12 protein-coding genes are annotated in these 13,084 nt (G+C 63.0%); 5 read left to right on the top strand and 7 right to left on the bottom strand.

Annotated elements, in window-relative coordinates:
- Positions 1-17: 17 nt before the first annotated feature.
- Complete coding sequence (locus GSQ73_RS03080; protein WP_158880881.1) at positions 18-1,061, bottom strand: CDP-glycerol glycerophosphotransferase family protein; 1,044 nt, start codon at positions 1,059-1,061, stop codon at positions 18-20.
- A gap of 2 nt (positions 1,062-1,063) precedes the next feature.
- Positions 1,064-1,879 (bottom strand): glycosyltransferase family 2 protein, encoded by an 816-nt coding sequence (locus GSQ73_RS03075; protein ID WP_158880879.1) that lies wholly within the window; start codon positions 1,877-1,879, stop codon positions 1,064-1,066.
- 213 nt (positions 1,880-2,092) lie between these two features.
- Here GSQ73_RS03075 and GSQ73_RS03070 point away from each other — a divergent pair, with 213 nt between their 5' ends.
- Genes GSQ73_RS03070 through GSQ73_RS03055 form a run of 4 tightly spaced genes read left to right on the top strand, consistent with a single transcriptional unit; the run spans position 2,093 to position 6,167 of the window.
- Positions 2,093-3,313: an O-antigen ligase family protein gene (locus tag GSQ73_RS03070; protein ID WP_158880877.1), complete on the top strand. Its 1,221-nt coding sequence runs from the start codon at positions 2,093-2,095 to the stop codon at positions 3,311-3,313.
- Positions 3,314-3,350: 37 nt separating this feature from the next.
- On the top strand, positions 3,351-4,301 hold the full coding sequence (locus tag GSQ73_RS03065; RefSeq protein ID WP_158880875.1) for a UDP-glucuronic acid decarboxylase family protein: 951 nt from the start codon (positions 3,351-3,353) through the stop codon (positions 4,299-4,301).
- Entirely contained in the window at positions 4,298-5,230 is a 933-nt protein-coding gene (locus GSQ73_RS03060; RefSeq protein ID WP_158880873.1) for a glycosyltransferase family 2 protein, read from the top strand. Before GSQ73_RS03065 ends, GSQ73_RS03060 begins: the two co-directional genes overlap by 4 nt.
- Before the next feature lie 52 nt (positions 5,231-5,282).
- On the top strand, positions 5,283-6,167 hold the full coding sequence (locus GSQ73_RS03055; RefSeq protein ID WP_158880871.1) for a glycosyltransferase family 2 protein: 885 nt from the start codon (positions 5,283-5,285) through the stop codon (positions 6,165-6,167).
- On the opposite strand, the gene GSQ73_RS03050 is transcribed toward GSQ73_RS03055, so the two are convergent.
- The 5 genes from GSQ73_RS03050 to def form a co-directional block, all read right to left on the bottom strand.
- Positions 6,164-7,138, bottom strand: a complete 975-nt coding sequence (locus GSQ73_RS03050; RefSeq protein ID WP_158880869.1) for a glycosyltransferase — start codon at positions 7,136-7,138, stop codon at positions 6,164-6,166. The genes GSQ73_RS03055 and GSQ73_RS03050 overlap by 4 nt on opposite strands.
- Positions 7,128-8,855, bottom strand: coding sequence for a glycosyltransferase family 39 protein (locus tag GSQ73_RS03045; protein ID WP_254063247.1), 1,728 nt, complete (start codon positions 8,853-8,855; stop codon positions 7,128-7,130). Before GSQ73_RS03045 ends, GSQ73_RS03050 begins: the two co-directional genes overlap by 11 nt.
- 96 nt (positions 8,856-8,951) lie before the next feature.
- Entirely contained in the window at positions 8,952-10,253 is a 1,302-nt protein-coding gene (gene rsmB / locus GSQ73_RS03040; protein WP_158880865.1) for a 16S rRNA (cytosine(967)-C(5))-methyltransferase RsmB, read from the bottom strand.
- Positions 10,250-11,176: a methionyl-tRNA formyltransferase gene (gene fmt / locus GSQ73_RS03035; protein ID WP_158881691.1), complete on the bottom strand. Its 927-nt coding sequence runs from the start codon at positions 11,174-11,176 to the stop codon at positions 10,250-10,252. Before fmt ends, rsmB begins: the two co-directional genes overlap by 4 nt.
- Positions 11,177-11,202: 26 nt before the next feature.
- On the bottom strand, positions 11,203-11,712 hold the full coding sequence (gene def / locus GSQ73_RS03030; RefSeq protein ID WP_158880863.1) for a peptide deformylase: 510 nt from the start codon (positions 11,710-11,712) through the stop codon (positions 11,203-11,205).
- Between the two features lie 190 nt (positions 11,713-11,902).
- Between def and GSQ73_RS03025 the strand changes: the two genes are divergently transcribed.
- Positions 11,903-13,036 carry a LysM peptidoglycan-binding domain-containing protein gene (locus GSQ73_RS03025; protein ID WP_158880861.1) on the top strand — a complete coding sequence of 378 codons (1,134 nt, stop codon included), beginning with the start codon at positions 11,903-11,905 and terminating at the stop codon, positions 13,034-13,036.
- Positions 13,037-13,084 lie beyond the last annotated feature (48 nt).

Below are 13,084 nucleotides of genomic sequence, written 5' to 3'. Positions count from 1 at the left end.
TTGCCGCAAAAGGAAACTCAGGCCGGCCCCCAGTAACCGATGCGCCGGCGCAGCTTGAGCTTTCGCCACCGGTTGCCCGGCTTGCGTCGCGGATTGCGTGCACCGGCAGCGATGAAGGTATCAATGGCATCGAGTACACGCTCGCTGGATCGGCCATCGCGATAAGGGTGGATGGCATCGGCGTAATCGCGAATGGCCTTCATCAGTTCCGGCGGGCGCGCCAGTGCGCGTTCGATCGCCGGTTCGAATTGCGCCGGGTCGTCGATGTCGATCAGTTGCGGCCCGGGCCGCCGATTCTTGAACGTCACCACCGGTTTGCCGGTGAGCAGGAATTCGTTGAGTGCGGACGATGTGTCCGAACACATCAGGTCGACCTGCGGAAACAATTCCAGAATGTTGTCGTTCTCGGCGAACGTCAGGTAATCGTTCTGCAGCGCCTTGTAACGCGCGCGGGTTTCGGGATTCATCTTCGGGTGAAAGGTGACGATCCAGCGCCAGCGCCCATCGCGCGACAGGCGCTTCACCTCCTCGAACAATATTTCCGCCGCGCTCCACGATGGCGAAAACGTGGAGTGGTACAGAATCACCGGCGGCTTGCGCACGTCGGGCAAGGGCCCGTCGATGTCGCGCATGAAGGGATCGATCTTGGGCCAGCCGGTTTCGATCACCGCGAAGTGCCCGAGTTTTTCGGAGATCGCCTTGAACTGCGCGGTGTCTCGTGGCCCGGTGGTGCAATACAGGTCGAAGAAACCGCGTATGTAGATATGCCTCGGTTTGCCGGCATCGAAGCCGTGAAACGTTTCCACTTTCACGCCCGGAAAAAAATGCGGCACGGCGTTGCTCGACGTGATCACCGCAATGGGTTTCCACGCGCGCACTTCGGCGACGCTGAGCAGGCGTTCGCCGTCGACCAGATCTTCCGCGCCAGGTCCGTCGAAAAACCACGCCGCCTCGTGGCCTCGCGCGCGAATCGCTTCCTGTATCGGACGCAGGATGGCGAGCGCGTAACGCTCCGATCCGTACAGCAGATAATGTTTGCGCGTTGCCGTTGTTGTGTTCATCGTCAGCGATCGATGCCGTGCTTCGAGAGGATGTTGGCGGCGCTCGCCACCGACTCGGGGTTGTGAACCATTTCGAAGTAACGCATGCGCTTGTACAGCGCGTAGCTCGCGGCCGTCCGCGCGATGACAAAACCGCGCCACCCGTCGAGGAACGCGAGGCGGAACAGATAATCCTTGAGGAACGCGAGCGGATACACGAACGGCGCCTGCCACATGCGCACCGGCTTGCCCTTGTCGAGCCAGTCGCGACATTTCAGTTCGGCGTAGCGCAACACCTTGAGCTGCTTGTGCGGCAAGGTCGGATTGTTGACGTGGTTGAACGGCGCCTGCAGCGTTGGCGCTGCGCCGTCGAAACGCAATGATTCATGCACGCGCGCATCCGTCCAGCGCGCGCGATCACGGTGATACAGACGCGCCATGCGCTCACCGACAGCCGGGCGATACCAGCGCATCGGACGACCCATGTAGATCGTGCTGCGACGCAGGTACGCGGCAGGCGTATTGCCTTCCATCAGGGTCGGCAACTTCTGTTCGAGTTCCTTCGCAAGTTTCTGCGTGAGGTACTCGTCGGCATCCAGCACGAGAATCCACGGATGGCTGCTTTGAGTCGACGCAAAATTTCGTTGCGCGCCGAAGCCCAGCCAGTCTTGGTGGATCACGCGCGCGCCGTGTTTCTGCGCGATCGCGACCGTGTCATCGTCGCTCCCGCTGTCGATCACGAGTTTCTCGGCCGCGAACGGCACGCTGTCCAGGCAGCGCGCGATATTGCGTGCTTCGTTGCATGTGATGACGATGAGCGTGACGGGGAGCGAAGCCATCGCGAAAGTCTAGCTGCTCCGAATCGTTGCGCGTGCTGTCGGATCCACGCGAGATATCCGATGCCGCTTGCGACGGGTGATAATGCGCGGCGGCCCGGTCGACATGGAAGCGTCGCAATTCATCGGTGGGCGCCGCCAATCGGTAAGTCACCCTTCACGACGGCGCGGGTAGCTTGTCCCGCAACACTCAAGCGGTATCCGCGGATTTCATACGTGTCTTTTCAGAGTCTCTACCAAACACAACCTGCGTGGCGCTGGCTGATCGGCATCGGACTGCTCTGGATGATGCTGGGCATGGTGCTGGTGCCGGCCGGCGTGTCGTTCAATCCCAGTCACGGCTATGAGGTGAGTCTGGGAATCCTGCTTTATCTGCCGACCTTGCTGGCACTTGTGATGCGCCGCGAAGCGATCTGGGCGTCGCTGTGGGCGCAACCACTGTTTCGTGTATTTCTATTGCTGCTGGCCTGGGCAGCGATGTCGCTGCTTTGGGAGCATGCGCGCCGGCCCTGGGATGAACTGGGGCGATTGCTGAGCGTGTTGATCTTCGTGCTGGCCTGGCAGTTGTGGGATGTCCACGACCGTTTCCGCGTGGAGCTGATGTTGCTCGTCGCCAGCGTTGCGCTGGCGCTCTGTGCGGCCTATTACGATATCCAGTACCTGCTTGCGCCCCCTGCGGACGATCGTCTGGTCGGCGACGGCACAATCGCTACTTCGAACTACGCCGCGGCATTGATGGGCGCCGTGGTGGTGTGGCTCAGCCAGCTTCCCGGTGGGGACGCGCGACGTTTCTGGCTGCGTTGTGTCGCTTGCATTCCGCTGCTGATATTCGTTGGATTGACCCAGTCACGCAGCGTGTGGCTCGCACTCATCCTCTGCACCGTGCTTTCACCGCTATGGCGACGCCGCGATTATCTGATTTCCGGATTGGCGGTGGTGGTTCTGGTGGTCGCGACGGCGTTGGTACTGTTCGCGCCGCATGTGCTGGTTGAACGCGGCACCTCGCGGCGGCCCGAATTGTTTACGCAAGCGATCCATCACATCGCGCAACATCCGTGGCTTGGCCTGGGCCAGGGCGCGCCGTTCGCGCTGCACGTCGCCGGCATGGATTTCACACACAGCCACAACGTGCTGACGCAGACGGCCATTGAACTGGGGTTGCCGGGATTGCTGCTGCTGGTGATCTTGTGGCTGATGCTGGGCTGGCGTGCGTGGAAGCAGCGCTATCTGCTGCGCGGGCAGGTGGCGATGGGGCTGTGGGTATACGCCAGCATTACGTTGCAGTTCGACATGCCGCAGATTCTCGATAGTCCGCGCCCGGGCTGGTTGCTGGTGTGGCTGCCGTTGGCTCTGATGCTTTCGCAGCCGCGACCGCAGCCACCATCCCCGTCGACGCCGGCGCGATCGGCAGACGACCTCGCTATGATGCGGGACTGATCATTCAGCCCGGACGCCTCGGGCATTCGAGGGCATAGTGAACAGGCTGCTAGTCACCGGCGGGGCCGGATTTCTCGGGTCGCACTTGTGCGATCGCCTCATCGCGGATGGCCACGACGTGTTGTGCGTGGACAACTTCTTTACCGGCAGCAAGCGCAACGTGGCCCATCTGCTGGACCATCCGTATTTCGAGCTGATGCGCCACGACGTCACTTTCCCGCTGTACGTGGAGGTCGACCGCATCTTCAACCTGGCTTGCCCGGCATCGCCTGTGCATTACCAGCACGATCCGGTGCAGACCACCAAAACCAGTGTGCATGGCGCGATCAACATGCTTGGGCTGGCCAAGCGTCTGCACGCGCGCATCCTGCAGGCTTCCACCAGCGAGGTCTATGGCGACCCCGAGGTGCATCCGCAGACCGAGGATTACTGGGGCAGGGTCAATCCGATCGGTATCCGCAGCTGCTATGACGAAGGCAAGCGCTGCGCCGAGACGCTGTTTTTCGACTATCACCGCCAACACGCGCTGGAGATCAAGGTGGTGCGCATCTTCAACACGTATGGTCCGCGCATGCATCCGAATGACGGCCGCGTGGTAAGCAACTTCATCATGCAGGCGTTGCGCGGCGAGGACATCACGATCTACGGCGATGGCAGCCAGACGCGCAGCTTCTGCTATGTCGACGACCTGATCGAAGCGTTCGTGAGAATGATGGACAGCGACAAGGGTTTCATCGGCCCTGTGAACATCGGCAACCCGGTGGAATTCACCATGATCGCGCTGGCAGAAAAGGTATTGCAGCTGGTCGGCGGCAAGTCGAAGCTCGTCTATCGGCCGCTGCCCTCCGACGATCCGCGCCAGCGTCAGCCGGACATCTCGCTGGCGAAAGACAAACTCGGCTGGCAGCCGAGCGTGGCGCTGGAAGACGGCCTGAAGGAAACCATCCGTTATTTCCGCGGGTTGATGCAGCAGGGCCTGGCGGCATGAGCAATCCGGTCGGCTTCGCCGTCGTCATCACCAACTACAACTATCGGCAATTCGTCGCCGAGGCGGTTGACGGTGCACTGGCGCAGACGCGTGCGGCCGCGCAGGTGATCGTGGTGGACGATGGGTCAACCGATGGATCGCCGCAACTGCTGCGCGAGCGCTACGGCAGCGATGCGCGCGTCACTTTGTTGCTTGGCGAAAACGGCGGTCAGCTTGCAGCATTCGTGCGCGGGTTGCGTGCGGCGACCGCCGAGGTGATCTGTTTTCTGGATGCGGACGATCGCTGGGATCCCGAGTACCTGGCAAAAATCGGTGAGATCTACGACACGCGTCGCGATATCGATTTCGTGTTCAGCGATGTCGCGCTGTTCGGGAACGAACAAGGCGTGCAGGGTTACGCGAAAGACGCCACCGACCTGGGTTACACGGCCATCAGCACCTGGGCGACCGGCCACTGGTATGGCGAAGCAACTTCGGCTTTGTCCATGCGTCGCCACTGGGCCGTACGCGCGCTCGATCTTCCGGCGGATTTCGTGTCGAGCTGGCGCATCTCGGCGGACAACTGCCTGGTGTTCGGCAGCAGCGTGCTCGGTGCACGCAAATTCTATTTGCCAACTGGCGCGGTGCACTACCGCATCCACGATACCAATGGCTGGTGGCATGCGCGCGATCGCGAGCGTCAGTTCGCCAGCGGATTCCGTTCGCGTTGCCTGATCAACTATTACGCCAGTCGCATGTACATGGACGACCACGTGTTCGACCTGGTCAAGCGCGAATTTCTCAGCAAGCCCGCGCCAGCGCACGATGAAATCTGGCGCTACGCCGCGCTGGCGTTGCGCGGTCCGTCCTCGTGGTTCAAACGCGTGGAACGAGCCGTCGCCATTGCCCGTCGAGCGTTTGGCGCGTCGTCCGGAAAGTCGACGCAATGAACCGGCGCTTCGGCTTTTCCACGAGCCCGTGTTCCGCATCAGGTTCGCGCACATGAGCCAACGCCATCCCCCGACGATCAGCGTGATCGTGCTGACATACAACTGGCCACAGGCGCTGGCGCTGGTATTGCGCGCACTCGCGATGCAGACCGTGCTTCCCGACGAAGTGATCGTCGCGGACGATGGTTCGACGCCCGAGACGCGCGAATTGCTGGTACGCCTTGCGCGTGGTTATCCGGCTCCACTGCGGCACGCGTGGCAGGACGATCGCGGGTTTCGCGCTGGTCGTGCGCGTAATGCAGGCATCCTGGACGCCACAGGCGAGTACGTGATCCTGCTCGATGGCGACATGCTGGTGCATCCTCATTTCATCGCGGATCACCTGATGCTCGCAGCGCGCGGCAGTTTCGTGCAGGGCACGCGGTTGCGTGCCACCGAGCGCGAAACGGCGCGATTGTTGTCCGGCGGCACGCCGCGGTTCGGCCCATGGATGGATGCGTACTTTCGTCAGCGAAATGCGCCGCGCACGCAGTTGCACTATGGCAAGCGCATTCATACCGTGCGCTGGCCATGGCTCGCGCGCCGCAAGGCCCGTTCGCGCAAGGGCGGACACGTGATGAGCTGCAACATGGCCATCTGGCGCGACGATCTGTTGCGCGTCAACGGGTTCAACGAAACGATGGAAGGCTACGGCAGCGAAGATCTCGAACTCGCGGCGCGTCTGCAGAACAACGGCCTGCGGCGGCGCCAGCTGAAATTCGCCGGGCTGGCGATTCATCTCGAACATGCTTCGCGCGCTCCCGCCGATCCGGACGACCCGACGCTGCCCAATAACGTCATCCTGCGGCAGACGCGGGAGCAGGGCATCCGTCGTTGCGACTCAGGTATCGACGGGCACGTGCGTGAAGCGCTGCCCGACCTGCGCAACCACGTCTAGCCGAGTGCCGCCAGCGCGTCGCGCAGGCGGATCGGAAACGCCAGCTGCTCGCGTTCGTACCAGGCGCGCGCCTCGCGCCCGAGCCGATCCATTTCGTCGGTCGACATTGCAATGCAGCGATCGATGGCCTCGCGCATCGGTGCGCCATCGAAGACGTAACGCGTAGCCAGATCCTGCGTGCCGTTCGGCGTGGCGTGCACGAGCACGCCGCGATTCGGCGCAACCAGTTCATTCATCGGCTCGGCATCCAGCGTCACGACCACGGCACTGCAACTCATCGCTTCAGCGATGTAGTGGCCATAGCCTTCGGTCTGCGACGGACACAGGTGGAAGCGGTGTTCGTTCTGCAATCGCCGATAAGTGTCGTCGTCGATGTGATCGCGGATCAGCCGCACGTTGGATGCTTCAGGCAGCGCGCCGTGCTGGCGTCTGCGCCACGCCACGGTCAGCATCGGCCACGCGGGATTCGCGGCCCACAATTCGAGCAAGGCTTGCGTGCCCTTGTTGCCGCTGCGACCCGGGCCGTGGAAGAACGCGTGCCGGCGCGGCACGTTTTCTGTTCGTCGATCGGGGCTGGTGAAACCGATGTAGCGCACCGGCATATCGAGCGCGCGGAAGATCGTCGCGGCGTGTCGGGTTTTCACCCATACCGCGTCGATGCGGCTCAGCGCGGCGCGATCCTGCGCACGGAAATATTCCGGGTTGGGTATCAGCACGTTGTGCCGGGCGGCGCGCAGGAATTCCGGCCGCACGCGTTCCAGCATCACGTTGAGATCGAACCGCGGAGCGCGACCTGTGAGGCGCCATCGTGTCCACGCTTCCAAAAGGCGGCCGCGATGCGCGAGCGCAGCGGTTGTCGATGGGACGCCGACGCTCCTCAACGCGTCGGCGAGAAGCACCATGTCGCGACTCAGGCCGGCGCCGTTGTCGCGGCCGATCAGCTGCACATGCGTAGTCGTTTCATTCGGCATCGCTGTCCTTGTCCGTCGCGTTGTCGCTGATGGCCGGTACGCAGCCTGATTTCACTGCATCGGCGCGAAATATCCACCAGTCGCGACGACTGGCGTGGCCGACGCGCACCGCGCGCGCACGATCCACGCAATGTCCCATCGCCTCGTCCAGGCTGAACACCCAGCGCTGGTCTGGAGCGGCGCGCAGCCATGCTACGGCATCTGAGTATTGTTGCCGCCACGGCACGACGAAACCGAATTCGACGACCGGCCCCTGCGCCATCAGCAGGTTCTGTTCTTTCCACGCGACCAGCCCGATGGTCGCAACCGGGCCGGCGATGGCGCGCGCACGCGTCATCACATCGCGGGCCGAACGGTCGTCGTTGAGCAGTGGATAACCCCATAGGCCGTGCATGCTCCACAAAGTGGCGGCGAACAACAGCCATCCCAGCGGTGCCTGTCGCAGCCGGGTAATGGCGGTGATCAGAAAGCCGGCCAGGCCGATAGCCAGGAACAGCCACCAGATGCGTGGATCGAGTTCATGTTCGAACCGCGCCGCCCACGCCGGATGGACGTCCAAAGCCACGGCGGACGTAACCGCCAGGCTCGCCGACATCACAAATGTCAGCGCCAGGATGGCCGCACGCACGCGGAGCATTCGCAACAGTGCCGGCAACAGTGGCGCGAGTGCGAAGGCGATCATCGGCAGGGCCGGCAAAATGTAGACATCTCGCTTGCCCGGGCTCAGCGAGAAAAACACCACGACCAGAAAGGTCCAGCCAAGCGGCAGCAGGAAACGCGCATCGCGACGTTTGCATCGCCGCCACCATGCCGGTATCGCCCACGGCAGCAGCAGCGACAACGGCATCCAGTCGAAGATGATGACGCCGAGGAAATAGAGCGGCGAATGGAAGTGCCCCGGCGGTGCCGCGTAGCGATGCACGGTCTGGCCGAAAAGAATGTCCTGCACGTACTCGGCATGTTGCGCATCGCCATTGGCGCGCGCCGCCAGCAGCATCGGCAACAGCCAGGCCAGAATCGGAACGAAAAAACACGCCAGGCCGCCGATCCAGCGCCATCCGCCGTGGATGATGGCCAACTGGTTCCAGCGCTGTTTGCGAGCCAGCAGATAGGGAACCAGCATCAGCATCGCGAGCACGCCCACGCCTTTGGTGATTACGCCGACGCCCGCGAAAAAACAGCCCACGGCAAACCATTGCCACGACGGCCCGACCAGCAGATGGCGCAGCATTCCGTAATTGGCGAGGGTGATCCAGCCGAGCAGCAGCGGATCGATCTGCGCGTTGCGCATCTGGTAGGTGAAGTGGATCGTGACCAGCAAGGTCGCCGCGGCAAGCAGTGCACTGCGGTGACTCCAGCATCGGCGTGCAAGGTCGTAGACCAGCGCCAGTGCGCCCAGCGCGGCCAGCAACGAAGGCAACAGAAAGGCGACGCGCCAGTTGCCAACGAGTTGATAAGCCGATGCCTGAAGCCACATGAAAACCGGCGGCTTGTCCGCATACAGTTCGTGGCCGCGATGCGGAAACAGCCACTCGCCGTGTTCCGCCATCCAGCGTGCGGCCAGCGCAAAACGTGGTTCGTCCGACGGCCACGGATCGCGCAGACCGATGCCCAGGCCGAGCACCAGCAACGCGAACACGGCGAAAAGAATCAATTCCCGGCGGGCGTCGCTCAGCCACAGCGGACGAGACCGGGACAACGGTACATGCGACTTCACGAGTGCAGATTCCATCGGTCGAACAGCAGCGAAAGCATAGCCCGCGGAATGCGACGGTTCGAAGATGGTCAACGCATCGAGGCGTCGAACCTTCGATCAGGAATGCTTTTCGATCACCGCGTAATACATGCCGTCGAGGTCGCCATCGCCGGGCAGTATTTGCCAACCCACGGCGGCGGCCTGACCCGTCGGCAGCGTAAAGGCGATCGCCTTCGCGTCCGATTGTGCGGCCAGCAATTCGTTGACGATGGTTTCGTTTTCGGGGCGCAAGACCGAGCAGGTGATGTAGACGAGTTTTCCGCCGACTGCCAGCAACGGCCACAACGCGGACAGGATCCGCCGCTGCTGCGCGTGCATGGCGGCGATGTCGCTTTCGCGACGATGCAATCGCACATCGGGTCGCCGACGCAGCACGCCCGTCGCCGAGCACGGCGCGTCGAGGAGGATGCGATCGAACGGCTGCCCGTTCCACCAACCGCGCGGCGCGCCGGCATCGCCGACCACAATCCGGCCATCCAGACGCAAGCGCATGAGGTTTTCGCGAATCCGCTCGGCGCGTTTCGGATCGACTTCCAGCGCGGTGAGTTCGATCTGCGCGCGTTCGAGCAAATGACAAGCCTTGCCACCCGGCGCGGCGCAGGCGTCGAGCACGCGCAGGCCATCGCGAAGATCGGCGAGATCGGCGGCCACTTGCGCGGCGCCGTCCTGCACGGCGAACGCGCCATCGTCGAAGCCGGGCATGCGCGTGACGTCGGTGCTATGCGGCAGGACCAGTGCATCCGCCAGCCATGGATGTTCGGTGGCGGCGTGGCCAGCTTGCTGAAATTGCGCAAGCAAATCCGCGCGCGTGCTGCGCTGACGGTTCACGCGCAACGTCAACGGTGGCTCGCGATTGTCGGCGACCATCACTGCTTCGGACTCGGTTGGCCAGTCGCGTGCCAGCGCAGCGGCCAGCCACGCGGGATGCGCATGGCGCGTCTGTGGTTGGGCGTCGAGCGCGGCGAGCAGCGACACGCGCTCGCGCTGCCAGCGGCGAAGCACCGCGTTGACCAAGCCGGACAGTTGCGGCCGTTTCAGCGAACGCACCGCTTCGACGGTCGCAGCGACGGCCGCGTAATCCTGCAACTCCAGGATTTCCAGCTGCACCAGACCCAGCACCATGAGCGCGTGCACGGACGGGTCCTTGTGCCGCAACGGTTTTTCGAGCAATCCATCGATGGCCGCATCAAAGCGCAGCCACCAGCGCGCACCTTCGCTGAGCAGCGCCATCAGCAGGGCACGATCGCGCGGATCGGGCAGGCGTGGCGCGCTGCGTTCCATCACGTCACGCAGCGACGCACCGCGCATCGCGATCTCGGCAAGCCCTTTCGCGGCGAGCGCGCGGGTGTCGATTTTCATCGGGAACGGCGCAGGTCGGGACGCGCGTTGAGATAGTCCGCTGCGCCGATGCGCTTGCCGCCGGGTCGTTGCAGCGAGGTCACGCGCAGCGTGCCTTGAGCGCATGCGATGTCGATGCCGTCGCGCCCAGCAGCGAGCATCGCGCCTGGTTCGGCGTCGTGTTGTAAATCCACGGCTTGCGCGGACCATATTTTCAGCGACTCGCCGCCGATCGACGCCTCCGCCACGGGCCATGGATCGAATGCGCGGACCTGTCGTTCCAGTTCGATCGCGGTGCGCTGGAAATCCAATCGTGCTTCCGACTTGTCCAGCTTGTGCGCGTACACCACGCCGCTCTCGTCCTGCATTCTTGGCGTCAACACGCGGCCCTGCAGAAGATGGCTCAGGCCTTCGGCAAGCGCTTCGGCGCCCAGCATCGAAAGGCGATCGTGCAACGAACCGCCGGTGTCCGTTGCTGCGATCGGCGTGCGTCGTTCGAGCAACACCGGGCCGGTATCCAGACCGGCTTCCATCTGCATCAGATCCACGCCGCTTTCGGTATCGCCGGCCAGGATCGCACGCTGGATCGGCGCCGCGCCGCGCCACCGCGGCAACAGGCTCGCATGCACGTTCCAGCAACCGTGCAACGGCAACTTCAGCACTTTGCGTGGAAGGATCAAGCCATAGGCCACAACCACCAGCAGGTCGGCGCGATAGTCCGACATGGTTTGTTGCGCATCGGCGGATTTCAGTGACTCGGGTTGCTCGACAGCGAAGCCGGCTGACAGCGCCGCCTGCTTGACCGGGCCGGGCATGAGCTTGCGTCCGCGTCCGGCTGGCCGGTCAGGTTGCGTGTAGACCGCAACAACCTCGGCGCCGCTGTCGCGACAGGCAGCGAGGCAAGGCAAAGAGAATTCGGGCGTGCCGGCGAAGATCAGTCGCAGAGGTGGCTTGCTTGCATCCAAGTCGTTCAAGCACTCGCCGCCTGCTTGCGTTGCTTGTCCAGGCGCTTCAACAGCAGCGCGCGTTTCAGGGACGACAGGTAATCGACAAAAACCTTGCCGTCCAGATGATCCATCTCGTGCTGGATGCAGACCGCCAGCGGACCATCGACATCGATGACGAATTCGTTGCCTTGCACATCCTGTGCTTTGACTTTCACCTTCAGCGCGCGAGTCACATCGGCGTACAGGCCGGGAAACGACAGGCAGCCTTCCTGATAAACCTGCGAGCCTTCCTTCTCGAGAATTTGCGGATTGATCAGCGCCAGTGCGTGCTTGCGATCCTCGCTCATGTCCGCCACCAGCACGCGCTGATGCACGTTGACCTGGGTCGCGGCCAGGCCGACGCCGTTCGCCACGTACATCGTCTCGAACAAATCGGCAACAAACTGCTTGAGGTCGGCGTCGAACGCCCGCACCGGTTCAGCACGCGTGCGCAGACGCGCGTCCGGAAATTCGAGAATGGGTAAAACAGACATGGTTCTCACCTCGGCGCCGAAATTGCGGGCAAATCGGTGACAACCCAGCCCGCCGGCAACTTAGAATGGACGCGCATTGTACGGCTGTATGGCCTTGCCTGCAGACGATTTTTGCCAACTCGCGCCTGTTGCGTGTCTTAACGGTTCGGTTACACTCGGCCGAGCATCTGGGGAAGGGGGATTCCCACCAATGATCAAGAAAATATTCGTGTTGCTGGCCGGCATGCTGGTCACCGTTGCCGTGTACGCGGCGGGCGCGCAACTGCGAGCCAATCATCCCGACACGTACACCGTGCGCAGAGGCGACACGCTCTGGGATATCTCTTCCAAGTTCCTCGCCAAACCCTGGTTGTGGCCTGAAATCTGGCAGGCCAATCCGCAGGTGCGCAATCCGCATCTGATCTATCCCGGCGACGTGCTTAATCTTTCATTCTTGAACGGTGGTCCGCACGTGGGCCTTGAGCCGCGCGTGCACGCCGAAGGCGAGGCCGTGCCGGCGATTCCGCTGTCCGAACTGCGCATGTTCCTGAAGGACATGCGAGTAATGGATTCCAACGCAGTGCGAAATGCGCCGTATGTGGTCGGCCTGGAAGAAGCCCGTCTGCGCGGCGCGGTCGGCCAGAACATCTACGTGCGCGGTTTGCAGGGCGCGCCGGGACAGCGCTGGGCCATCGTGCGTCCGACGCATGTGTTCCGCGGATTCGAGCAGGGCGATGCGAAGGACGCCGAAAACGAAATCGTCGGCCATGAGTTGGACAGCAACGTCGCCATGGTCAACACGCCGTGGGACGAAGATTCGCGCAACGACGGCCACTACGGCCGCGGCGACGATCTGGGTGTCGAAGTCAGCGTGATCGGCAACGCCGAGACACTGCGCACGGGTGATCCGTCGACGCTGCTGCTGCTGGATTCCACCATGGAAATCCGCAGCGGCGACCGCGTGCTGCCCGTCGATGATGCACCGTACGACGCTTTCTATTACCCGCATGCGCCGAAGTCGGCAGTGCCGGACAACGCGCGCGTGAACGCTTTCGCCGATGCGATGGACGCTGTGGGTTCGAGGCAGGTCGTGGTGTTGTCGGTCGGTGCGAAGGACGGCGTCGACAACGGCACCACCTTCACCATCGAGGAGCCGGGCGAAACCATCCATGACGACGTGGCCAGCAACAGCTGGCGCCGCGGCGTGGGCAAAACGGTCACGTTGCCCAACGAATACGTCGGTCACGTCATGGTGTTCCGCACCTTCGACCGCGTGAGCTACGGCCTGGTCATGGACAGCCTGCGTCCGGTGCACAAGGGCAATCGCCTGCGCATGCCTGAGTAAATCTGGCGCCTCCTGGAGGCGGTCGCGCAACATCCCTACACAACGGCG

Source organism: Rhodanobacter sp. L36, from assembly GCF_009765755.1.
GTDB lineage: Bacteria > Pseudomonadota > Gammaproteobacteria > Xanthomonadales > Rhodanobacteraceae > Rhodanobacter.
Note: the sequence above shows the minus strand (reverse complement) of the source record. Positions and strands in the feature narration are given on the sequence as shown.

Coding starts and splice junctions, on each gene's coding strand:
- GSQ73_RS03025 (WP_158880861.1), top strand. CDS start 11,903: ATGATCAAGAAAATATTCGTGTTGCTGGCCGGCATGCTGGTCACCGTT.
- GSQ73_RS03080 (WP_158880881.1), bottom strand. CDS start 1,061: ATGAACACAACAACGGCAACGCGCAAACATTATCTGCTGTACGGATCG.
- GSQ73_RS03060 (WP_158880873.1), top strand. CDS start 4,298: ATGAGCAATCCGGTCGGCTTCGCCGTCGTCATCACCAACTACAACTAT.
- rsmB (WP_158880865.1), bottom strand. CDS start 10,253: ATGAAAATCGACACCCGCGCGCTCGCCGCGAAAGGGCTTGCCGAGATC.
- def (WP_158880863.1), bottom strand. CDS start 11,712: ATGTCTGTTTTACCCATTCTCGAATTTCCGGACGCGCGTCTGCGCACG.
- GSQ73_RS03075 (WP_158880879.1), bottom strand. CDS start 1,879: ATGGCTTCGCTCCCCGTCACGCTCATCGTCATCACATGCAACGAAGCA.
- GSQ73_RS03055 (WP_158880871.1), top strand. CDS start 5,283: ATGAGCCAACGCCATCCCCCGACGATCAGCGTGATCGTGCTGACATAC.
- GSQ73_RS03050 (WP_158880869.1), bottom strand. CDS start 7,138: ATGCCGAATGAAACGACTACGCATGTGCAGCTGATCGGCCGCGACAAC.